The following is a 20,891-nucleotide window of genomic DNA, read 5'->3' on the forward strand; positions in this document are numbered from 1 at the left end:
GCGCGCGGCCAGAAATTTCGACAGTCGTACGATGACAGCCGGGACCGCTCACGCGGCCCCGGCGATACCGCTTACTCGGCGGCGACAGAGTACGCGTCAGGGTTAGCTTCCGTGACGGCATCCGCCTGAGGGTGTTCGGCAGGCTCTTGGGCGGCTCGCGGTGTCCGCATCAGCGTGGGCAGCCAGCCGGCTCCGACAAGCAACTGCTCGGCGGCTTCCGCCATGTCCTGCTTCTTCATGTCCGCCATCCGGTCAGCGGCCTCATCGCTGACCGCTTCCCGCACGGCGGCAAGAATGTGCGGCTTGGTGACACGACCGAGATAGGTCCGCACGGTCGGCGTCCAATGCGCGGTCATGTCGAGCGACACGGCCTCCGCCAACCTGTCCGCCGTTGCCACCGCACGGGGCCTACGCTCCGACGGCAGTCTCACGGCGTTGATCGTGAGCGCAGCGCAATGCGCAAACAGGGCCATGCGGCTGTCATGGTCAAGCTCCACGACAAAAGCCCACAGGTCGGCCACGTCGCGCGGCATCTGCGTCGCCCAACGAGCGTGGTGATCCGCCCACGCCTTCCCCGCCTTCGTGTCCTCGATACCATCCGCATGCGAGGCCAGCACCGCGCTGACGGGACGGATGTCGAGAACGTGGGCGTCCGCACCGCGATAGAAGATTTGCGCGGCGAGTGCGTGGGTGACGGCCACGATGGCGACGTCCGGCTGTTCACCCAAGGCGAGACGAAGCCCGAGGGTGCGATGCTCCGTGAGATCGCGGATCAGGATATCCGATAGCGGCTTGTGGTCGTCGTTCTCATCCTTCGCGTCCAAGGTCTCACCACCCAGCTCGTGGTTCGGGCCGGTTCCTCCGTCGTCACTGGCAGTATCACCGGCCTCCCCTTCCTCGCTCCCGTTCTGCGTTTCCGGCTCCAGTTTCTCGTCCTCGGCCAGTATAAAACCGCGTTCAACCCGCAACGCCCCATCATGGCCGAGGATGACGAAGGCCCCGCATCGGGCGACGTCGGCGGGGTCGTAGGCCACGCGCTTCGCCTCAAGCCGCTCGATCTCGGCCTCAAGCTCGCCGAAACGCGCATCGACGTCATCAGGCAGTTCTTCGGCGCTCTCATATTGCGTCGTCAGGCCGTTGAATTCGGACTGCGCGGCATCCAAGGCTGCTTGATCTTCCGCCGACAGTTCAACCGGCTGCGGATAGGTCCGGCGCAGCCCATGGCTGTGGGGGTAGTCCAGGAAGACTTGCGCCCATTTCCACCCCTCCGCCTCCATCAGGGCGTTAGCCTCCCGCCCGAGTTTCGCCAAGACCAGCATATCGAGAAGCGCCACGTCCTCGAAATAGCCGCCGCGATCCTCGGTGAAGAGGTCGCGCAGGATCGTACCACCAACCTCCGTATACTTTTCTGCGCCGACAAAGACCGCGCGGCGATCCGTGGCGGCGACATGGGTTTCGGTGAGCAGGCGGCGGATCGTGCTGGCGTCCCGGTTAAAGGACAGCCGCTCGAAGGCTGCTTCCTGCCGGGCATGGTCCTCGGTGATGGCAAATGCCATCAGCTGGTCGAGCGCCAGATCGCCATTGCGATAGATTTCGATCAGCTTGGGCGAGACCGCGCCTAAGCGCAGGCGCTGACGAACCACGTGAGGCGTCACGCCGAACCGGGCCGCAATCTCCTCCGCGCCGAAGCCGCGTTCATCGGCGAGCTTCTTGAACGCCTCGAACTGGTCGGCCGGATGCATGTTTTCCCGAGTGACATTTTCGTCAAGGCTGATCTCGTGCGGGTCGTTCGTCGTATCGACTATACAGCGGATCGGCTCGGTCTTCTTGATCTCCTTGCGCTTCACCCGCAGAAGCTGGGCAAGCCGCCTGCCCTCGCCGATGGTGACGGAATAGAAGCCGGTGGCCGCACCGTCGCCGTCCAATTCCGGTTCGACAACGAGGTTTTGCAAAATGCCCTTCGCGGCGATGCTTGCCGCGTAGGCTTCAATCGCCGCCTCGCTGTGCGGCGTCTTGCGGGCGTTCTTCGGGGACTTCTTGAGCTTGTTGAGCGGGATGAAAACCTCCGTCCCGCTCTCCACGATGGTTTCTGCGTGCTTGGCCGACATGATTGATCTCCTTTGGGTTAAGGGCGCAGAGCGCACCTGCGCCTGCGCCCCTGCCCGTCGGCGAGACCGGGGGTAGCAAGGGCCAGGGCGACCCGAGTGGAGGGGGATCGCCCGCCCTTAAGGGCCGCTCGAAGAGCGGGTCTGCACAAGCGCATGACTGGCCGCGGCGATTCAGGATGTGAGGAAGCGCGGAAGACCGGGGATACCACTCGGGTCGGCGCCGGCGTTTGCCGGCGCTTCACCCTGGCGCGCGCGAGGGGCGGAGCCCATTAGCTTTCCTGCGAAAGGAAGGGACCTGTTGATTGGTGCAAGCCATACCCGGGAGAAAAAGGCAGCCGCAGGAGCGTCAGCATAGCGCCGACGCGGAACGCGGCGGGACGCGGGACCGACTGCAGTCGCGAGACCGGTTAACAAGGCACCCGAACGTGGGACAGTGATAGCGACGCCGGCATGCAATGACGGCGGGGCCCGCGAGCGAGTGCCTCCGGCGAGCGATTCAAGAACGACTTCACGATGCGTTGGTATCAATTTTGCGTTTGTGATATCGTCTCAATGTTGTGTATGTCGATTCACGGCGTGCGCATGTTCACTGAGCGATTTTTTTACAGAGGACGACATGGCCAAGAAAGCGAAGAAGGCAAAGAAGAGCGCGAAGGCAGCCACCAAGAAGGTGGCAAAGAAGACTTCAAAGAAAAAGAAGTAGTCGTATCCGCGGCTGAGAGATTGCCGCCTCCGGGTCGCACCCCGGACGCAAAGCGAAACCTTCCAAAGGATCTGAAACGTCCTTTGCAGCCGTTCGGTATCGCGGCAAGGTAAGATAAGGCCGGACCTTTGTGCAGGTGGCTGCTGCACAAAGGTCCGGTTTTTCGTTTCTGCCCGATGGGCATTCTCTGCTGGTTGCGCGAGGGATCGAAGCCGCACGGCCGAGACGCACCGCGGCTCGGTTCACGAGAGCCCGGTCCGGCCCGTGCCGGACGCACAAACGGAAGAGAAGACCTAGGGTTGGAGGCCTTGGAGATTTCCTCGGGAGCGTTTGTCTGCGCGACCTAAACTATGATCGGAAGCATCGGAAAATCGCTTCTTCCACTCATCACCGCCGCGCGAGGCAAGGTCCCGCTGGCAAATTCCGCGATCCGTCAGCCATCCCCCTAGCCCGTAACCTGTAGCGGAGAGTTCGCGTGCGATAAAACGCCAAATCTTGAGTTCCCGCCATTGCGAATCCCAGCCATGTGTTAGCAGCCGGAACGAATCGCAGCCAAAACGATTCGCCGTTATCAGGAGTATTTCCATGCTGATGACACGTGAACGAAGACCGCAGATACGGACGATGCGCGGATGGGCGATTGACGTGCTCCAGGAAGCTGGTGCCATCCGCCCGTGCGAGGCGCACGGCTGGATGCAGGACCGCGCCGATCCGCACGCCTGGGAGCGGGCCGTCGATATCGCCCGCGCAGACCCGCCGGCAGGCGTCTCCCCTGACGCAGCGGCGGCCGAGGTTCGCGACGTGTTGAACTCGATCGGTGATACCTGCCCAGAATGCCCTCCTGATTTGAAGGGCAATTAAAAGCCGTTAGCTAACCCCGCGCGCGCCGTAACGCGGCTTCCAATCGCCCCTTCTCTTTATCCCAGCGGGCTTGTTCGGCTTGCGATCTCTTCTCGAGAGCCTCAACCTCGGTCTGGATGGTCGCGGCCCGCTTCGCGTGCTCCTGCTCGGCCTTGTTCAATGCAGCCTGCGCCTTGTCGACCGCCTGTTGACGGCGTTCACGGTCCTTCTGCCTCGCGGCCTCTTCGCTCGCCCGTTCGCGCTCTCGCCGCTTTTGCCCCTTTTCGAAGGCGAGCGCGGCCTTTCGCTCCGCCGCCTTGTCGATGGGGCGAGAGGAAGGCTGCTTTGCTGTTCTGGCTTTCGACTTGCAGGTGGCCTTCGTTGGCCCGGGGTCGCCAAGATCGGTGGGCAGCTCAGCATGCTCACCGAAGGATCCGGCGGATCCGACCGGGCGCCTGAGCACCACGCCCGGCTTCGCCATGGTCGCAGCGACGATGTCCGGATCGACACTTTCCTTCGCCGCGCCCTGGTGGAAGAGATTGCTGTCCGCCCCCCACGCTTCCAGAGCCGCTTTCATCGACGGAGCGGCGATCGCCAGATCGAAGAAGCCCAGCGAAGTCTGATAGGTTTTCAGTTTTCTGGCCATCGGCCTGATCCGCCCCCCCGATCGATCGTCAACGTCGCCCACGCCGCGGGGGCCTGCGGAACACGACGCGACCTCGAAGCGTTCCCTAATCCTTGAAGGACGTCCATGCATTTCGCAACGCGCTCTTAAGGATTGGCCTCGAATGAGCCGGACGTCGCCCCTGCCCAAGCGCCTGCAGCCGATGCTCGCTACGCTCACCGACGCACCGTTCGACGATCCCGGCTGGGTTTTCGAGGACAAGTACGACGGCTTCCGGATGATCGCGGAAATCCGGCGGGGCAAGGTTGCGCTCTACAGCCGCAACGGCAAGATCATCAGCCGCAGCTATATGGAGGTCGCCAAAGCACTGGAGGGCGTGAAGGGCGACGCCGTGATCGATGGCGAACTCGTCGCGATCGGAAAGGACGGCGTTTCGCATTTCCCGCTGCTTCAAAACGCGCTGCGCCATGAAGCCAAGCTCCTATATTGCGCCTTCGACCTCATGTTCGAGAACGCAGTGGACTTGCGCAAACAGCCTCTCCTCGAGCGCAAGAAGCGGCTGAAGGCGATCCTGCCGCGCGACAGGCTGATCACCTTCAGCCCTCACCGCAAAGGAGACGGTACGAAATTCTTCGTCGAGGCCGAGCGGAAGGGTCTGGAAGGCGTCATGGCGAAGCGCGCCGACAGCGCGTATACGTCCGGAAGCCGAACCCCGGATTGGCTGAAGATCAAGACGGCAAAGCGACAGGAAGTGGTGATCGCGGGCTTCACGGCACCCAGGCGCACCAGGCCGTTCTTCGGCGCCCTCGTCCTCGCCGTGCGGGAAGACGGCGCATGGCGCTACATCGGACATGTCGGCGCTGGCTTCAGCCACAAGGTCCTGGAAGAGCTCCATACCAAACTCGTGAAGCTGACAGTCTCTAAATCACCCTTTCCTGCCAAAGTGAAGGACGAGGCCGCCACGACCTGGGTCAGGCCCTCGCTGGTTGCCGAGGTCAAATTCGCGGAATGGACGGGCAAGGGCGAACTGCGCCAGCCCGTCTACCTCGGACTCAGGTCCGACAAGCGGGCGAAGGATGTCGTGCGCGAACGAGAACGTTCACGTAAATAGCGATCCCACCGCGGCGGTGGTTCAGTCGCCTCCAAGGTCGTGGATTTCCGGTCGTATGCCCTCGGGCGTGACTTCGATCGTCGCAAGCGTGATCGGCAGTTTGAAGCGCCGCCGTCCCGCGCTGCCGGGATTCAGGTAGAGAACGCCGCCGACCGTGTCGATCTTCGGTACGTGGGAATGCCCTGAGACGATCACGTCGATGCCGGCGCCGGGATCGACCTGCAGCGTCTTCAGGTCGTGCAGAACGTAGATCGACTTTCCCGCCAGGCGCACGAGTTTCGTGTCGGGGTATTCGCGGGCCCACTCGCCGCTGTCCACGTTTCCACGGATGGCGGTGACGGGCGCGATCCGGCGAAGCGCGTCGACGATCTCGGGGCGCCCGATGTCGCCAGCGTGAACGATGTGATCGACGCCCGTCAGGCGTCGTTCCGCCTCGGGCCTCAACAGGCCGTGCGTGTCCGAAATGATTCCAATCTTGAACGTCATTTCCCGGCGCTCTCACCCGCGATCGCCAAAAGACGATCGAGAAGCTCCATTTGTCCGGACAGCATCTTCGTTCGTGCGAATTCGATATCGAACCATTCCGCGCGGTCGACTTCGGGAAAGTTCTGCCGCCGACCGCTTCGGGGCGGCCATTCGATATCGAACGTATTGCTCGCCAGTGCCGCCGGGTCAAAATGGCCCTCTCCGGCGAATGCGATGACGCGTTTCCCTCCTCGCTGGCGAACCTCCCCTAAGGCCTGCAGCCGACCAATCGAGGCGCTGGTGCCGAGTTCCTCGGCAAACTCACGTCGCGCGGCCTGCTCTGGATCTTCCTCGGCATCGATTTCACCCTTCGGGATGGACCAGCCGCCATCGTCCTTCCTCCGCCAGAACGGACCGCCGGGGTGAACGAGCAGAACCTCGAGCCCGCGAGCGCCTTTCCGGTAGGCCAGAATGCCCGCGCTCAACGTCGATCGCTTGGAGGTCTTTGTCAGCGCTGCCATATCGCTCCTATTTTGCGACGCAAATCGAGGGCCGAGCAACGGCGCAGGATCTGAGACGCGACGTTTGGCTACTATGACGCATGCAAGATCATTGAGGAGCAAGGACGGTTCTCAAATATTCGCGAAGGCCGGATTTTTCCTTACAACGGACGTTCGGTCGGCACGGCATTTCGGCGTGAATGCGGCAAACTGAAAATCAAAGATCTCCATTTCCACGATCTCAGACACGAAGGAACGAGCCGTCTTTTCGAGGCTGGGTTTTCCATTGAACAGGTCGCACTTGTCACCGGGCACAAGGATTGGAAAATGCTGCGCCGCTACACTCACCTGAAGCCGGAAACACTCCACTCAATCAGTTCAGCGCGGGTGGCCTAACAGGCACCGAAAACTTGGAGAGGTGAAGCGCTCATCTGGAGCGGGTGAAGGGAATCGAACCCTCGTATTCAGCTTGAAAGTCACAAAATTTCGCAATCCCTGCAAGGGCCATTCCGACCTTTTGCAGCCTTCCGGGGAATTGAGGCCACTAGGGAATTTCCCGTTGTCGGAATGGTCGACAGGTCTGTTCGGCTAGTGCTCCGATGTGGTCTCGGCTAGTGAGTGGTTTGTGCTGCACCTCCCGCCTCCTTCATCAAAATCTCTCACGTACGATCATCGATACCTCGCTGAGCCGTGACTTACGCGATCAGAGCACTCACATATGAGAAATCATCGCGTTCCACTCGTGAACGAAATGCGACGGAACACAGCTTTCGCGAGCAAGTGAGGCATGAGAAGCTCTAGCGGCTGCAAATAACGAGGACGAGCAATGGATCCCCTCTCGGCAGTTGTAGGTGCAATCGGCGCGGCGCTATCACCCCGCGAGGCCGAATGTCTCGAATGGGCCTCTCAAGGTAAATCTGCCATGAAAGGCGAGCCGGCAAAGATCGTGCACACGATCTATGTCTTCCACGGCTGGCCGGATCAGCTTAAACGCCTGATCGCGTGCTGAGACGATCGCGGGCAATGCCGAAGGGTCGGCCGCCCGATAAGCTTCAATAAAATTAAACCCCGTCGTCATTAACGGCCCCCTTGTGAAAGTAACGCGTCAATCTCGGAATCAAGGGCATTCAATACGCCCCCCTCGGCAGCACGACGGACGACGAATCCCGGCTGCGTGCTCTCCGATACCTGCGGTGAAGACCAGCGCGTCGATTCCGCCGAGGGCGGCAACCATCGAGCCCAGTTCGCGCCCGATACGGTACACGAACAGGGCAACCGCTTCCTTCGCAGATGGATTGTCGTTGCTGAACGCGATGCCCGATGCCCTCGCACTCGCCGTCGCAAATGATGTCCTGCCGGTTTGGCTGGTCATGACCCGGGAAAACCGAGAACTTGATGCTCGACGAACCGGCATTCAGGACAAACATACCGTCACTCACGGTTTAGCGCCCTTGTGACGCGCCAGCAGAAGCGCGATCGCGCAGGATCCCAATCTTGCGAGCGTCCCGTCGGAGCGGCTTGTCAGAATGATCGGCACGCGTGCTCCGAGCACAATCCCGGCCATCTGCGCTTCCGCGAGATACTCCAGTTGCTTCGCCAGCATGTTGCCGGATTCGAGGTCTGGCACTACGAAGACGTCGGCACGGCCGGCAACTGGCGAACTGATCCCTTTTGTCTTGGCCGATTCCGCCGAGACCGCATTGTCGAAGGCGAGCGGACCATCGAGAATACCGCCAGTGATCTGGCCTCGATCAGCCATCTTGCAAAGTGCCGCCGCATCGAGGGTGGACTTGATTTTTTCAGTAACTACCTCAGTCGCAGACAGGATCGCGACGCGCGGTTCCGGAATGCCCAAGGCGTGCGCCAAATCGATCGCGTTTTGGATAATGTCTCGCTTGTCCGCCAGTGTGGGGTAAACGTTGATCGCGGCGTCGGTGATGAAGATCGGCCTGGGGTAGTCTGGCGCATCGATCGCAAAGACATGGCTGATGCGCCGGGCGGTCCGCAGGCCGCATTCGCCGTCGACAACGGCATGCATGAGTTCATCCGTGTGGAGCGCACCTTTCATCAGCGCTTCGACCTCGCCGGCGCGGGCCATGGCGACGGCTTGCGCGGCCGCAGCCTCGCTGTGCTCCGTCGGAACGATCTCGTAAGGCGCCAAATCGAGCTCGGCCAGCGCCGCGGCGGCGCGGATCTTGAGCTCCGGCCCGACCAGCACGGGTGTGATAAGTTTAATGCGGGCAGCTTCCACGGCACCGAGCAGCGACGGCGCGTCGACCGGGTGAACAACCGCCGTGCGGATTGGATCAAGGCCGTGTGTCATCTGGATCAGGAGTTCATAGCGCCGTCCCGCCTGCCGTAATTCGACCTCGGGAAGAACTATACCGGGCCGGGAAATCTTTTCGGTCGGCGCGATGACGTCGGCCGTACCGGTGATGACCTCCTCGCCATTTTGATTGACGGCCAGACAATCGAAAATAATCCGGTGCGTCTGTTCGACCTTGGTCTTCGCCTTCACCGTGACCGTGATGACGTCACCGAGGCCAATGGCTCCGCGAAAATGCAGAGACTGGTCGACATAGACGGTGCCCGGACCGGGGAGCTGCGTTCCGAGCACGGTAGAGATCAGCGCTCCGCTCCACATGCCGTGCGCCACCACCTTGTGAAACATGTCGCTCCTGGCAAACGCATCGTATAGATGGGTCGGATTGACGTCCCCTGACATGATCGCAAACAGCTCGATGTCCCTATGGGTGAGCGTTCGGACCAGGCTCGCGGTGTCTCCTGGCTTGATCTCGTCGAACGTCTTGTTTTCGATGCGCTGCATTCCGCCTCCGAACTCACGTCGGCCAACGATGTCATAGTCGGCATTGACGTATTCGATGTTGCCGTTAAGAGTAGCTTTCGCCGGACCCATCAGACGGCTGTACAGGTCTTCGTTCCGCGCGTGGGCAAACGAGTGGACCGCAAAATCGAGACGGCCCCGTTGTTCGCGATGCGCAAGATACTGTCGCAAGTTGACCGGAACAGGACCGCCTGGGTACTGTACCGCCATCGCGCGAGCGAGATCGTATGTAACGACGAGATCAGGCCGACCAATAACGTCAGTCGGTCTGGTCTTGTTGATGACGGGTCAGGATGAAGCGTCTCCAGTGCCGCATGCGGCGATCGAAGGCGTCGATCTCATTCACGGCCCGAACGCTCGCGAAACCGGTCGAACTTTTCCTTCTGCCGGACGTCGAGGCTGTTGTAAAAGGCAATCAGCTTCGGATTTTCCGCCTTCAAGGCGTTGAGTCGAGCTTCGAGGAAAGCCTGGCCAAAAACGAGACGCGCTTCGAAAGATGACAGGTCCGGCTTGTTGGCGCAGAGAGTGGTCTTCGCATCTTCGATTGATTTTTTGCGGGTATCGTGGAATTCCTTGAAAGCAGCCTTTTGCGCATCGTTCAGATCCAGATATTCTGCCAACCGACCTGCAAGTTCAGGATGATGCGACGGTCCGCCCCTCTCGGCGCAAAGACGTTCAAACGGCGCGCGGCCTGATCCATCTTGCGCGGCCCCCGCCGGGCTCAAAGTAGCAGCAAAGGCCGCAGACGCCAGGATCAGGACCGTAACATTCAGCTTCCGCATTTCTTGCTCCTATAGTGGATTGGACTGTTGGCGATTTATTCGATTTGATGTCTTCTCAACTGAAAGCCGTTGGCCGTGCCATTTGCAGGCTCTAACCGGCGGCCTCAGAGTGTTATTTTCTGCCGCCGCCATGACCGCCGCCGCCGGCATGTCCTCCACCGGCGTGTCCTCCACCGATGTGTCCTCCACCGACAGCGGCATGACTCATGCGGACACCCCCGCCCCCACGTCCACCGCCACGGCTGAATCCGCCGCGCCGTCCACCGCCGCCATAACCTCCACCGTAATACCCGCCGCCATAGTACGGGCCGTTGTCATACCCGCAGTCGTTGAAATAGCAGTTGCCGCCAACCACTCCACCCAACACGCCGGAGATCACCCCGCCAATAAGCGCTTCGGGAAGCACGCTGCGACGATAACGAATTTGCTCTATTTGCGAGTCAGGCTTCATCACCTGTGGAGCGGCTGGTGAGACCAGTCCTGCCAAGGCCGGCGCCGCGGTGAGAATCAAACCGGTCCCGACGATTGCTGCAACTTTCAACAGAGTCATCCGACGATCCTTTTGTCCAAAAAAACGCCCGCATCGTGCGTTGTCGCCATCGGTAGCGAACGCAACACTGGCGAGAAAGGATCGGAAAATACCTATATGCTGCCTCAGCATTGCCTCCGCTTTGAGGGCAGCATCGGTCTTGGCTGGGATCGGCCTGCCCGTTGAGATCAATTCTGCCTTTGGCTCCAATCATGACGTTCGTTTATCAAATTCAGAAATTGTTGCGGCCTTCGTCAAGCCGCGATGCACGGAAAAGGATTCGAAGAAACCGCGGCACGTCGCTCGGCACGCGCTGGACATCAGATTTGCGTACCGAAAATCGCGCCGATCCCAGCGGTAACCGCCATTGCAAGCGCCCCCCAAAACGCAACACGGATTGCCGCCTTTATCGTATTGCCCCCACCAGTTTTGGCTCCTACGGCGCCCAGCACGACCAGAAATGCCAAAGACGCGACAGATACCGTTGCGGTCTCGGAACCTGTCGGCGTCGCGAGCACGATCAATAAAGGCGGCATTGCACCGACCGAAAATGCCGCTGCGGATGTCAATGCCGCCTGCGCCGGCCGTGCCGCGGTCATTTCAGAAATTCCAAGTTCATCCCGGGCATGAGCGCCGAGTGCATCGTGAACCATCAATTGCTCGGCCACCGTCATTGCCAGCGTTGTGTCCAGACCTCGCTTTACGTAGATGTCAGCCAATTCCTTTGTTTCTCCGACGCGATTTTCGCGCAGTTCCATGCCCTCCCGGGCGATATCTGCCAGCTCAGAATCTGATTGAGAACTGACCGACACGTATTCGCCCGAAGCCATCGACATCGCGCCGGCGACGAGTCCCGAGACACCCTGCAACGAGTATGCTTCGATGCGTGCCATGCGCGCTTGCTACACCGATGATCAGACTGGACGTCGAAAGAATGCCGTCATTCGCTCCCAAAACAGCTGCCCTGAGCCAACCAAGGCGACCACCAGCATTACCTTCGGCATGTCTTGCGGGACGAACCATCTTCTGCTTCCTCTTTGCGCTGACGCCGTGGCTGGATTGTTCATGTCAGCGGGTCAACGCGAAACCTCATACGACCGCAAGGCGACGGAATAAAACCGACTTCACCGCATCCAGCACAAAAGCAAAGACGATCGCCGCCGCGAATACCCCGACGATGATCCCGATCGGGATTGCGACCATGAGGAAGCCATTTATGGCCAGGACACTGATAATCGAGAGATCTGTTATCGAAGATACCACAAGCCATCGTCCCGGAAGTGAACTCCACAGATGCTCCCTTTCGCGTGCCACGTAGAAAAGAGCCTGGCCACTGAACACCAATGTGACCACAGTCAGAGTACGTAATGTTTCGGTGTCGAGGCCTACCACAAACTTTCCGGTCGCAAGGCAAGCCACGCAAAAAACCAGGTCGACCACACCCATGATGACTCCGGCAATTGTCAGGTTGCGGATTCGCCACTTATTCGGCTTGGGGGACGGCCTTACGTTATCGGTGGAAGAGGACATGGAGAGAAAGTCGCCTGTCACCATCATCAACACCATAAGCGTCGGTGTCAGGATGGCATGACCGGTAATCACGAGCCCGGCACTCAGAAAGAGCACCTGTACCACTTTGTGAACGATTGATCTCAGTGTGTACGTCAGTATTCGCTGAAAGGTTCTTCGGCCCTCCTTGATCGACGTGACGATGCCTCCAAGACCCGGCTCCGTCAAAACAATCCCGGCGGCAGATTTAGCGACGTCGGTCGCCGTAAATACGGCGATCCCCATTTGCGCCTGCCGCAACGCCGGCGCATCGTTTGCGCCGTCACCGCACATGCCCACCGCATGTCCCTCTTTCTGAAGCGCCTTGACAAGACGATACTTGTCCTCCGGTAATACCCCCGTGAAAATCGAAAACTCGCCTGCGCTAATTTCTTCCGGCAGCGGCGACTTTGCCCAAACCTTGCCCTTGATGCCGACCAAACCTGCCACGACTTCCGCCGTAGCCTGCGCATCACCAGTGACCATGATGGTACGCACCCCAAGGCCTTTTAGCTCCGCGACGAGAGCCGCTGAATCTGCCCGGGGCGGATCACTCAGGGCGATCAAACCTATCAACTTAAGAGAGCTCGCAGACCCCGCCGCCACCGCAAGGACCCTGAAGCCCTTGGCCTGCAGTTCGTCGACCCTCGTCGTTGCCTCCGTTGACGATTGCGACATACCCGCAATCACGGCAAAGGCGCCCTTAAGCACCTTTATTACCGCTCCGTCTGCCTGCCGCACTGTCGCTTCGGATCTTTTCACCGCTGGATCGAACGGCACGAAGGCAACCAACTCCAGTTTGTTGGGAGCGGACGTCCGCGATGCGGCATTCCGAACGGCGACATCGACCGGATCCTGACCGCCATCGGAGCTCGCCAGGGCCGCCAAAGCAAGCACGTGAGCCTCATCATACGTCGGCATCGGACAAACCGACATCACGGCGAGTTCATTGCGCGTCAAGGTCCCGGTTTTGTCCGCGCATAGGATATCGATACCGGCGGCTTCATCCACCGCCGACAGGCTCGTTGGTAAGACGCCCCGCCGCGACAACGCGCGTGCGCCGACCGCCGCGGCCAGCGTGAACATCGACGGCAGCGCCACGGGGATGGACGAAAGAACGGCGACGAGGACAAGCGGTGCGATCTCGGAGAGCGGCATTGCGATCCAGAAAGCGTACGTCGCCAACGTAATGGTCACCGCACCGTTGAAGAGCACCAGGTTGCGGACAACATCCAGGACGGTCTTCTGCTGTGAACTTTCCGCCATTGCGGTACGGACGAGTTCCGCCGTACGTCCGAACTTGGTGCGGGCGCCGGTGGCGGTGACCTCCGCCGTCGCTTCACCGCGGCGAACCAGTGCGCCGGCATAGGCTTCAGTTCCGCATACGGCTTCAGCTGGAAGGGATTCCCCGGTCAACATCGATTGATCTATCAGGATCGATCCCTCGATCAGACGTATATCCGCCGCCACGACTGCGCCCAGCGACAGCTTTACAACGTCGCCGGGAACCAATTCGGCCGCCGGCACGGTTGTCCATTGCCCATCTCGCCTCACCGCTGCGATCAGCGCCAATCTCGACTTCAGGGCATCCAACGTCGCCTGCGCCCGGCCTTCCTGAAAGAATCCCAGGGCCGCATTGAACAAAAGCAGCAGCGCGACGACCGCGGCCGCCACATAATCCCCAAGGCCGATCTGTAGCAAAATTGCGGCTTCGAGCATCCAGGGCACCGGTGCCCACAGCTTGTTCACCGCACGCCGTACGGGATGCTGGGCGACATCGACAACGGCGTTCGGACCACCTGTTTTGAGCCGTGCACGAGCCTCGCTGGTGGTCAAACCACCGGACAGATCAGTCAAATCGCTCCTCCGTTTCCCCGGGGGTCCCGCACCGGCAGATAGTTTGCTCCAGGGCAAAGTTCTCATCTGTGGCGGCATCGCAAGACGGATCGGGACCTTTCGTGTGCATGACGGGGGCAGATCGCGCGGAGAGGCCTGTAATTCAAGAGGCGAGTCGTTTTCATTTGAAGGCTTTGATCAATGCATCCAGTTTGACCTTGATCGACCTGTCATGATGAAGGATGGGCGGCACCTCACGCTCGATGTTGAGCAATTGGTAAACCGCCATTTGCGCGGCGCGCACGGAATACTCGACCGTGAACACCACGTCTTCCGGAATTTCGACAAACTGGCTGACAAAGGCGAAGTTCTTCGAGCTCTTGGGAACGGGCGGCGGCCTGTCGCCGAGCGCACGCGGCATGAACATGCTCGTGATGTAGGGCATTCTGCAGGGAATGCAGATGGCGGAGGCGACAGCATCCAAATCGAAATTCAGGTGACCGCACAATTCCTGCAAAATGTCCTTTCCCGTACAGTCAGACATCGATTTGGGAACGAAATCGCCGATGCGATCGGGATGCAATGCGTACCCCCAAAACACCTGTACGCCCGCAGGCTGGTTGGCGAAGTGCGGTTGATGCGCGAGAACGACCGACATCAGCCACGCAGAATCTTTGAACGTAACAAGGCCGCCGGTCCCGGCTTTGTTGCCGGTGAACACCTCCATCTTGTCGAAAAACACCGAGCTGTTAAGCGTAACGGTGAATGACTCCCAGTAGGATTCCGCGATGCTGGTGTTAAATGCCGCAGGGTTACCGAACTCGGGACGGCCGTCGGCCAACTTTTCCCAAAGTGCCCAGCCCTGGCTATCATTCTTTGTCAGGCGTTTGGGAGCGCTCGTCATCGACCCAAAGCTGGACGCATCGGTCATCGAACCGTTTTGAAAGAACACCAGATCATCGTCACATACCGCTATGGTTTCGCTTTCGCCGCCCATCGCGTAGTGAATAACATTGATGGCGGTCAAACCTTTCTCAGTCTTGAGGCCGAAATCGGTCACGGTGCATCCGGTGAGGACATTGACGCCCTGTTCGACAAGCCAGCTTGCCAGAGGTCGCACCAGTGAATCGAATTGATTGTAGACAGTTCGTTTGACGCCGGCCAAGGTTTCGATTCTTGAAAATTCCAGCATGAAACGATGCAGGTAGCGCTTGAATTCGACCGCACTGTGCCATGGCTGGAAGGCGAACGTCGTCGACCACATATACCAAAATTTTGTCTCAAAGAACGGCGGCGAAAGCCAATCGGTGATCCGGCTCGCGCCTAGCGCATCTTCGCCTGCCTCGGACAAACGAACAAGCTCGATGCGATCCTGCATCGAGAAGCCCATCGACGTCACGTCGACCTTGGCACCATTGCGGTCGACAAGCCGCGCCTTGGCATGCGACACGTTGCGCTCGTTGAACTCGATCGTCTCTTCGAATACCGTCTTGCCGGGCGACGCAAGAGATGCGATCGATTTAAAGAGCCCCCAGGTGCATTCGTAATTATCGGTCGTCAACATGCGTCCGCCGCGAAGGGTATAGCCCTCTGCAGCACCGCCGCCGCCGTCGAGGCTACCGCCCAAAACCGGCATCGCCTCATAGATCGTGATGTTACGGCCGGGAACGCCGCCGTCCCTGATCATGAAGGCTGCAACGGCCAGCGATCCGATCCCGCCGCCAACCAGATAGGCCTTGCGATCGGCATTTTTGGGCTCGATCGTTACATGTTGCGCCGCGTGTACTGCCTTTGTCATATCCAGATGCCTGCGTTTAGTTGACTGCGCGATTGGACCATCGTGCCTGACATGACGCACAATGACTATTGCCTTGGCGATTTCAATTCCTCTGAACACTGAATGGCTGGGCCATAGCACGCATTAGAGGGCCGGTCGCGGCCGGCGCACAGACTCGGAAACTACTCAAATACCCGAGATGACTAGAGCATCTGAAGCAACAATCAACTCGCGTCGAACAGCACCTCCCAATATTGGCGCGGCGCCGAACGGTCCCGTTTACTCCGTCAAATTCCGATTTCGAACGTGAACAAAATTGACCACCGATTCAGATACTGAGCTTGGCAGCCTGGTTCGATCACCAGCATCACCCGGCGACTCGTCGACAGAGGCGGCTGCCATGTTGCCTCTTGCTCGAATGATGACGTCTGGACTTCCGGGGCTGCAGCAAGGCCGAGCTTATCGAGCATCGGCGCAATATTCCGCGCTATATGCGGTCGCTCCCGCCCGGTGCTAGACGTAACCGGTACCGTGAGATCGCCCTGTCGCCTCACAGCGCGGCTCTAGATCGCCGGTATCAAGTATCGCCACACTCGGATCTTGAAATATCCGAGGTCAGCTCGCTCCGCCGCGAAATTTGCCGCAAGTCTGTTCACCGACGTTAGCGTCGACTGCGTGACGACATCTCCGGAACATTCCAAACCCCAGCGACTTCGTTCTTGGAGAGAGTTCAAATCCTTCAACGATCCAATCCCCACACCTGGATATCCGCGAAAGGATAACGCCATGCGAAAAACTTTGATCTTTTTCATGAGCGCTGCGCTGTTAACCGGCTCCACGCTAACCAGCTCTGCGGTCGCGCGCGGTCGCTCGGACCGTGCCGAGCTAACCGCGGGTTAAATGACCGATAGAGCGGAGGCGCGAACCGCCAAAATGAAAGTCGATCTGAATCTCACCACGGACCAGGAAAAGAACTGGTCAGCATTTGCAAGTGCCATGCAAGACATGAGTAAAAAGCAAGCAGATCGCCGGATTGCCGTGCGAGAGGCGCGTATTCAACAGCACGGCTCCTTCGATGCGCTCGATGAAATGCGAAAGAACGCCGATTCCCAAATCGAGCGGTCCAACGACCGAAAGAAACTCGCCGACGCCGCCCAACCACTGTATGCCAGCCTCAGTGAACAGCAGAAGAACCGCTTTGCCGAATGTTTATTCGGCGGTGACCGCGAGCGCGACGCTTATTAAATGGAACGAATGTCGGCTGGACAACTTACCCCGTAAGGATGTCCTACCCGGCAAAGGATGATGTCCCATACCCCCGCGCTGAGGCCGTTTCTTTTGGCGGCATTCTCTTGGAGTCGGACCTCAATAAAGGGAGCGACGCCAGAATTGCGTCAGCGTCGTCCGTTAGACAAGAACGGTGCATCGCCCAACGAATGCAAAATCTGCATCGGCCAGAGGAGATGATGGTTATGGATTATTGCGGCGTCGAGTTCACCGCTGTTGAGTCTGCTGGAGGTTCATGGAAATGGCAACTTTCGATCCTGGACACAGACAAGATGAGAACCAGCGGGCAAGCCACAAGCCGAGCGGCGGCTATTATGAAGGCTCATGAAGCGATTGGAGAGGGTTTGCGCACCAATGCAAGTCCTGACCATGAAGCGCAGTTGTCGAAACTGGTTCGCGATGTCCTTCATATCCTTCACGGGGCTCGTAGTCTGCCGCCGGCCGAGGCCATCCAGGCGCTGCGACCATTTGTGAATACAATGCACAGACGAGCTTCTGAAAATGACAGACTTGCAGACGCCTCTGCTGCAGCGGTGGGCGCGCTTGTGCAGAGACTGGAAGACAAGGGCGTTGCCACCGATGATCTCTGGGAAGAAGCCATCGAGGCGTCGCTCAGCTTTGCGAATGAGGCCAGCTATCCCGGCTAACTCGTTCAGCCCCTGGATAATTGACTGAGCCGCCTTGCAGTTGGGAGCCTTCTTCGTCTCGTCGTCACTTCTGAGCGTGCAAGAAAGCGTTCAACGGCGAACCGTGCACATTTCCGTTGTAGCTGATGAATCCCAATCTTCGGAACTCGTTCATGAAGAAACTGATGCGAGACCGGGTCGTTCCGATCATTTCCGCAAGAGTTTCCTGACCGATCCCCACATCAATGGGCTCCGGCCTGCCTCCTTGCCGAAATGCGCCAGATCAGCAAAGGGCGAGCCAGTCGCCGCTCACTAGAATTGAACAATTGATCGATCAGATCCTCTTCCACACCGCTGTTGCGAACTAGAACATAATTCAAGAACAATTCGGAGAAACGCGGCTCATTTTTGCGCACCGCGCGCATCGCGGCCTTTATTATCGAGGAGATGGTGCAGTCCTCTAACGTGACCGTCGTTGTGCCCCGTATCGAATGTCCATTTGAACAGCCCTCGTCAAAAAACTGACGGCCTCCATTACCCCCGAAAAACAATATCATTCTTCTTAAATTTTAAAATGGATCTGCCTTCCCCGGCTTTCTAAAGAAGGTCTTGAGTTCGAAGGCTAACTTCTCTGCGTCGGTGATGAATCCTCTCGCCGCTAAGCGCGGTGTTCGCAGCCGAATCGGACGCACCGATATGTGCCCTGCATCGCCATCGTGACAATCTCCAATCGGAAGCGCACGAACGGCAACGCATTGGATAGCAATGTATGCTATCCCATTCTTCGTCCAGCGTTGTGATCAAAATTGACCAAGATCGCTCAGAAAAACTTGCTTTTCAGTGCATTGCTGCATTGCGTTTCTTCGCTGAAACCAACCCCGACGAAGAGACTTGTCAGTGACGGTCGACCTCGACGAACGGGCTTGTCGCCGAGTTGCATTAGTGCCGTGGAGTAAAATCGATGCATCCCTGTAAACTGCAAGATCAAGACGACGTCCGAAACGAACGTTGGACGGATCTGCCTCTACGTTCGAAAACGACGTTCGAAGGCGCAACTATCTTACAGATCGGCTATGCGACGAAATGCGCAGAATGCCAGGTTCTCCGCGAAAAGGAGGAGTTGGTCTCCATGATGTTCGGCTTGCACCACGCGGCCGAGAACCGTCTCGCGAGCTTGACCCCTCGCGAGCACCAGATCATGAAGTTGGTCCTCGTCGGCCATCCAAGCAAGAACATCGCTGCCGATCTCGGGATCAGCCAACGCACCGTCGAAAATCATCGCGCCTCGATCATGAGGAGAACCGGTTCGAAGTCGATCCCGGAGTTAGCTCGTCTGGCGCTCGCCGCTGACTGGACTAACCCTGACAACTCGACGGCTCGAGAAAGTACCGTAACGCTGTCAGGCGCGGGCTGAAGCATCTCACACCCGGGGCAATGACACGGCCGCCTGTTAGCCGATTGACTTGGCTCGGGCGAGAGCGCAATCGGCATACTTCCCGATCGCTATTTTAGAGCCGTCCATTGGCAGGTCCTTGAACTGTAGGGAGTGAGCAGTGCTACGGAACTCATGATGATGATCGTCACTCTGGACAGTCTGCGGGTGCCTTACCTGATATTCGGAGGAGCCAAATTCTCCTGTTTCGCTCGAACGATTGCAAACCGGATCCAGGAGTCGTTCCCGGTGAAATGCCGTCCGAAGAGGCCGGAATCACGATCGTTCGGACCAATACCCCCCAATGTCGAGATGAGTGATTGCGGCCAGGATCGCTTCAAGGAGAGCATCGGAAATGCGCTCGACCAATTCCTGAACGACAACGGCAACGGCCTGGTCGGCTCTCGAACACCCTCTCCGTGATGTGGTGCCCTTCATAGCTGAAATATTGCAGCGACACTGAGTAGTTTCCGAACCTAGCTCACCGGACTTTCGGCCGCCTACATTGGACACGCCAACGCTTCGTCGAGCCGTGTAGACGCTCGCGGAGACAGGTGAGAGGCCAGAAACTATGCCGGAAAAATCGGTGCGAGACGGTTCGGACTTCCATTGGCCGTTCATCGCGGCTTGGGCTTTCTGCGTGGTGTTTTACTTCCTGCAATATGCTCTGCGCTCGGCTCCGGGGGTCATGGTACCCGAGCTGACAACGGCATTCGGGCTATCGGCTCTCGGGGTGAGTTCGCTGATCGGTCTTTATTACTATACGTATTCAACCTTCTCGATCCTGTCCGGGGCGAGCCTCGACCGGTACGGCGCCAAATTCGTCGTTCCCGTCGGAATTGGACTTCTCGCAATGGGTGCCGTCCTGTTCGGCTTGGGTAACGCAGCGGCGGCAGATGCTGGCCGGCTATTCCAGGGTGCAGGGTCCGCGTTTGCCTTTACCGGCGCCGTCTATCTGGCGACGCATGGGTTTCCGGCTCGCTACCTTGCGACGGCTATTGGGTTCACCCAATGCTTCGGCATGCTCGGCGGCGCCGCGGGCCAGTTTATTGTCGCACCACTCATCCACGGCCCGCTTCCCTGGCAGCAATTCTGGATTTTTGGTGGAATAGCGGCAGCGCTTCTGACGCTAATCGTCCTCACCGTCACTCCAGGCGGGCATGCGGTACGCTCTGCGGCGCAGGGCTCGGCCTGGTCGATGTTCACGCCCTACAAATCGGTGCTCAGCAATCCGCAGTCGTATCTCTGCGGCTTTGCCGCCGGGCTCCTGTTCCTGCCGACGACCGTCGGCGACATGATCTGGGGCGTCTCCTTCCTGCGCGAAGGTTGGCACATTGGTTATGCCGAAGCCGTCAATCGGGCCGCCATGGTGCCGCTCGGCTGGGTAATCGGCTGTCCCTTGCTCGGATATGTCGCCGACCACTTCGGCCGCCGCAAGCCGGTCCTGATCGGCGGCGCTTCGTTCATGCTGCTTGTCGCGCTCGCAATCCTATACCTGCCGCATGACATCATACCCCCCTATCTCGCCGGCTTGTTGCTCGGCATCGGCTCCGGCGCCGCGATGATTCCTTACACGATCATCAAGGAGGTCAATGCCGACGAGGTGAAAGGCAGCGCCACCGGTGCGATCAACTTTCTGGTCTTCACGCTGAGCGCCCTGATGGCGCCGGTCTATGGCTGGGTTCTGGTCAAAGTCTCGAATGGCGGGCCATTGGATCTTCCCGTGTTCCAGAAAGCGGGAATCATTGGCGTCGGCGGAATATTACTGGCCATTGTGCTCTCCTGTTTCATCCGGGAGACCGGGACCGCTTTGATCCGCCGCAAGGCCAGCGACGGCGCCCTGGTTCAAGCTACTCCGGTCATTGGAGGAACATAAA

At 59.1% G+C, this 20,891-nt stretch carries 20 protein-coding genes and 3 pseudogenes; 10 read left to right on the forward strand and 13 right to left on the reverse strand.

Translation table 11 applies throughout. The features are described from left to right. Window positions 1-71: 71 nt before the first annotated feature. Window positions 72-2,108, reverse strand: a complete 2,037-nt coding sequence (locus BLV09_RS16140) for a ParB/RepB/Spo0J family partition protein (protein ID WP_146688040.1) — start codon at window positions 2,106-2,108, stop codon at window positions 72-74. A 513-nt stretch (window positions 2,109-2,621) separates the two neighbouring features. On the opposite strand from BLV09_RS16140, the gene BLV09_RS37295 reads away from it, so the two are divergent. Both BLV09_RS37295 and BLV09_RS16150 read left to right on the forward strand, forming a co-directional pair. Then, on the forward strand, window positions 2,622-2,924 hold the full coding sequence (locus BLV09_RS37295; protein WP_167558559.1) for a hypothetical protein: 303 nt from the start codon (window positions 2,622-2,624) through the stop codon (window positions 2,922-2,924). A gap of 472 nt (window positions 2,925-3,396) precedes the next feature. Further along, a complete protein-coding gene (locus BLV09_RS16150) occupies window positions 3,397-3,672 on the forward strand; it encodes a hypothetical protein (protein ID WP_146688042.1) in 276 nt (91 codons plus the stop codon). A 10-nt stretch (window positions 3,673-3,682) separates the two neighbouring features. Here BLV09_RS16150 and BLV09_RS16155 read toward each other — a convergent pair whose 3' ends face one another. Beyond that, a complete protein-coding gene (locus BLV09_RS16155) occupies window positions 3,683-4,297 on the reverse strand; it encodes a cell envelope biogenesis protein TolA (protein ID WP_146688043.1) in 615 nt (204 codons plus the stop codon). A 142-nt stretch (window positions 4,298-4,439) separates the two neighbouring features. On the opposite strand from BLV09_RS16155, the gene ligD reads away from it, so the two are divergent. Next, complete coding sequence (ligD, locus tag BLV09_RS16160; protein ID WP_146688044.1) at window positions 4,440-5,387, forward strand: non-homologous end-joining DNA ligase; 948 nt, start codon at window positions 4,440-4,442, stop codon at window positions 5,385-5,387. A gap of 21 nt (window positions 5,388-5,408) precedes the next feature. Here the strand turns inward: ligD and BLV09_RS16165 are convergent, their stop codons facing one another. Both BLV09_RS16165 and BLV09_RS16170 read right to left on the reverse strand, forming a co-directional pair. Then, window positions 5,409-5,873, reverse strand: coding sequence for a metallophosphoesterase family protein (locus BLV09_RS16165; protein ID WP_146688045.1), 465 nt, complete (start codon window positions 5,871-5,873; stop codon window positions 5,409-5,411). Then, the gene (locus BLV09_RS16170) at window positions 5,870-6,373 is read right to left on the reverse strand and encodes an NUDIX domain-containing protein (protein ID WP_146688046.1); all 504 of its coding nucleotides are present in this window, start codon (window positions 6,371-6,373) and stop codon (window positions 5,870-5,872) included. Before BLV09_RS16170 ends, BLV09_RS16165 begins: the two co-directional genes overlap by 4 nt. A 72-nt stretch (window positions 6,374-6,445) precedes the next feature. Here BLV09_RS16170 and BLV09_RS38815 point away from each other — a divergent pair. Together BLV09_RS38815 and BLV09_RS16180 are read left to right on the forward strand one after the other, a co-directional pair. Next, window positions 6,446-6,748 (forward strand): annotated as a pseudogene (locus BLV09_RS38815) (tyrosine-type recombinase/integrase); the annotation flags it as partial. A gap of 430 nt (window positions 6,749-7,178) precedes the next feature. Then, window positions 7,179-7,361 carry a hypothetical protein gene (locus tag BLV09_RS16180; protein WP_146688047.1) on the forward strand — a complete coding sequence of 61 codons (183 nt, stop codon included), beginning with the start codon at window positions 7,179-7,181 and terminating at the stop codon, window positions 7,359-7,361. Between the two features lie 138 nt (window positions 7,362-7,499). Here BLV09_RS16180 and BLV09_RS16185 read toward each other — a convergent pair. From BLV09_RS16185 to BLV09_RS16215, 7 genes and pseudogenes are all read right to left on the reverse strand, one after another. Next, window positions 7,500-7,658, reverse strand: a pseudogene (locus tag BLV09_RS16185) (acetate/propionate family kinase); the annotation flags it as partial. Between the two features lie 129 nt (window positions 7,659-7,787). Further along, on the reverse strand, window positions 7,788-9,179 hold the full coding sequence (locus BLV09_RS16190; RefSeq protein WP_146688048.1) for a bifunctional enoyl-CoA hydratase/phosphate acetyltransferase: 1,392 nt from the start codon (window positions 9,177-9,179) through the stop codon (window positions 7,788-7,790). A 356-nt stretch (window positions 9,180-9,535) separates the two neighbouring features. Continuing rightward, window positions 9,536-9,979: a Spy/CpxP family protein refolding chaperone gene (locus tag BLV09_RS16195; RefSeq protein ID WP_146688049.1), complete on the reverse strand. Its 444-nt coding sequence runs from the start codon at window positions 9,977-9,979 to the stop codon at window positions 9,536-9,538. 112 nt (window positions 9,980-10,091) lie between these two features. Then, complete coding sequence (locus BLV09_RS37700) at window positions 10,092-10,700, reverse strand: hypothetical protein (RefSeq protein ID WP_174556547.1); 609 nt, start codon at window positions 10,698-10,700, stop codon at window positions 10,092-10,094. A gap of 128 nt (window positions 10,701-10,828) precedes the next feature. After that, window positions 10,829-11,531: pseudogene (locus BLV09_RS16205) on the reverse strand (VIT1/CCC1 transporter family protein). Window positions 11,532-11,597: 66 nt separating this feature from the next. Continuing rightward, entirely contained in the window at window positions 11,598-13,913 is a 2,316-nt protein-coding gene (locus BLV09_RS16210; protein ID WP_244549117.1) for an HAD-IC family P-type ATPase, read from the reverse strand. 160 nt (window positions 13,914-14,073) lie between these two features. Continuing rightward, window positions 14,074-15,690, reverse strand: coding sequence for an oleate hydratase (locus BLV09_RS16215; protein ID WP_146688051.1), 1,617 nt, complete (start codon window positions 15,688-15,690; stop codon window positions 14,074-14,076). An 879-nt stretch (window positions 15,691-16,569) separates the two neighbouring features. Between BLV09_RS16215 and BLV09_RS16220 the strand changes: the two genes are divergently transcribed. Beyond that, window positions 16,570-16,914: a Spy/CpxP family protein refolding chaperone gene (locus BLV09_RS16220; protein WP_283806852.1), complete on the forward strand. Its 345-nt coding sequence runs from the start codon at window positions 16,570-16,572 to the stop codon at window positions 16,912-16,914. Window positions 16,915-17,105: 191 nt separating this feature from the next. Next, window positions 17,106-17,603 (forward strand): hypothetical protein, encoded by a 498-nt coding sequence (locus BLV09_RS16225; protein ID WP_146688052.1) that lies wholly within the window; start codon window positions 17,106-17,108, stop codon window positions 17,601-17,603. A 64-nt stretch (window positions 17,604-17,667) separates the two neighbouring features. On the opposite strand, the gene BLV09_RS38820 is transcribed toward BLV09_RS16225, so the two are convergent. Next, a complete protein-coding gene (locus tag BLV09_RS38820; protein ID WP_433994425.1) occupies window positions 17,668-17,793 on the reverse strand; it encodes a hypothetical protein in 126 nt (41 codons plus the stop codon). 31 nt (window positions 17,794-17,824) lie between these two features. After that, window positions 17,825-18,139 carry a hypothetical protein gene (locus BLV09_RS38825; protein WP_433994402.1) on the reverse strand — a complete coding sequence of 105 codons (315 nt, stop codon included), beginning with the start codon at window positions 18,137-18,139 and terminating at the stop codon, window positions 17,825-17,827. Between the two features lie 404 nt (window positions 18,140-18,543). Here BLV09_RS38825 and BLV09_RS37750 point away from each other — a divergent pair, with 404 nt between their 5' ends. The 3 genes from BLV09_RS37750 (at window position 18,544) to BLV09_RS16245 (ending at window position 20,890) form a co-directional block, all read left to right on the forward strand. Beyond that, entirely contained in the window at window positions 18,544-18,996 is a 453-nt protein-coding gene (locus tag BLV09_RS37750) for a response regulator transcription factor (protein WP_197685052.1), read from the forward strand. A gap of 153 nt (window positions 18,997-19,149) precedes the next feature. Continuing rightward, the gene (locus BLV09_RS16240; protein ID WP_146688053.1) at window positions 19,150-19,437 is read left to right on the forward strand and encodes a hypothetical protein; all 288 of its coding nucleotides are present in this window, start codon (window positions 19,150-19,152) and stop codon (window positions 19,435-19,437) included. A gap of 148 nt (window positions 19,438-19,585) precedes the next feature. Further along, window positions 19,586-20,890: an MFS transporter gene (locus tag BLV09_RS16245; RefSeq protein ID WP_146688054.1), complete on the forward strand. Its 1,305-nt coding sequence runs from the start codon at window positions 19,586-19,588 to the stop codon at window positions 20,888-20,890. Window position 20,891 lies beyond the last annotated feature (1 nt).

It is taken from the genome of Bradyrhizobium canariense (assembly GCF_900105125.1).
In the GTDB taxonomy this organism is placed as follows: Bacteria; Pseudomonadota; Alphaproteobacteria; order Rhizobiales; family Xanthobacteraceae; genus Bradyrhizobium; species Bradyrhizobium canariense_A.

Coding starts and splice junctions, on each gene's coding strand:
- BLV09_RS16180 (WP_146688047.1), top strand. CDS start 7,179: ATGGATCCCCTCTCGGCAGTTGTAGGTGCAATCGGCGCGGCGCTATCA.
- BLV09_RS16170 (WP_146688046.1), bottom strand. CDS start 6,373: ATGGCAGCGCTGACAAAGACCTCCAAGCGATCGACGTTGAGCGCGGGC.
- BLV09_RS16225 (WP_146688052.1), top strand. CDS start 17,106: ATGCAAAATCTGCATCGGCCAGAGGAGATGATGGTTATGGATTATTGC.
- BLV09_RS16140 (WP_146688040.1), bottom strand. CDS start 2,108: ATGTCGGCCAAGCACGCAGAAACCATCGTGGAGAGCGGGACGGAGGTT.
- BLV09_RS16155 (WP_146688043.1), bottom strand. CDS start 4,297: ATGGCCAGAAAACTGAAAACCTATCAGACTTCGCTGGGCTTCTTCGAT.
- BLV09_RS16220 (WP_283806852.1), top strand. CDS start 16,570: ATGACCGATAGAGCGGAGGCGCGAACCGCCAAAATGAAAGTCGATCTG.
- BLV09_RS37295 (WP_167558559.1), top strand. CDS start 2,622: ATGCGTTGGTATCAATTTTGCGTTTGTGATATCGTCTCAATGTTGTGT.
- BLV09_RS38820 (WP_433994425.1), bottom strand. CDS start 17,793: ATGATCGGAACGACCCGGTCTCGCATCAGTTTCTTCATGAACGAGTTC.
- BLV09_RS38825 (WP_433994402.1), bottom strand. CDS start 18,139: ATGATATTGTTTTTCGGGGGTAATGGAGGCCGTCAGTTTTTTGACGAG.
- ligD (WP_146688044.1), top strand. CDS start 4,440: ATGAGCCGGACGTCGCCCCTGCCCAAGCGCCTGCAGCCGATGCTCGCT.
- BLV09_RS16150 (WP_146688042.1), top strand. CDS start 3,397: ATGCTGATGACACGTGAACGAAGACCGCAGATACGGACGATGCGCGGA.
- BLV09_RS16240 (WP_146688053.1), top strand. CDS start 19,150: ATGATGATGATCGTCACTCTGGACAGTCTGCGGGTGCCTTACCTGATA.
- BLV09_RS16190 (WP_146688048.1), bottom strand. CDS start 9,179: ATGCAGCGCATCGAAAACAAGACGTTCGACGAGATCAAGCCAGGAGAC.
- BLV09_RS37750 (WP_197685052.1), top strand. CDS start 18,544: ATGCATCCCTGTAAACTGCAAGATCAAGACGACGTCCGAAACGAACGT.
- BLV09_RS16245 (WP_146688054.1), top strand. CDS start 19,586: ATGCCGGAAAAATCGGTGCGAGACGGTTCGGACTTCCATTGGCCGTTC.
- BLV09_RS16195 (WP_146688049.1), bottom strand. CDS start 9,979: ATGCGGAAGCTGAATGTTACGGTCCTGATCCTGGCGTCTGCGGCCTTT.
- BLV09_RS16215 (WP_146688051.1), bottom strand. CDS start 15,690: ATGACAAAGGCAGTACACGCGGCGCAACATGTAACGATCGAGCCCAAA.
- BLV09_RS16165 (WP_146688045.1), bottom strand. CDS start 5,873: ATGACGTTCAAGATTGGAATCATTTCGGACACGCACGGCCTGTTGAGG.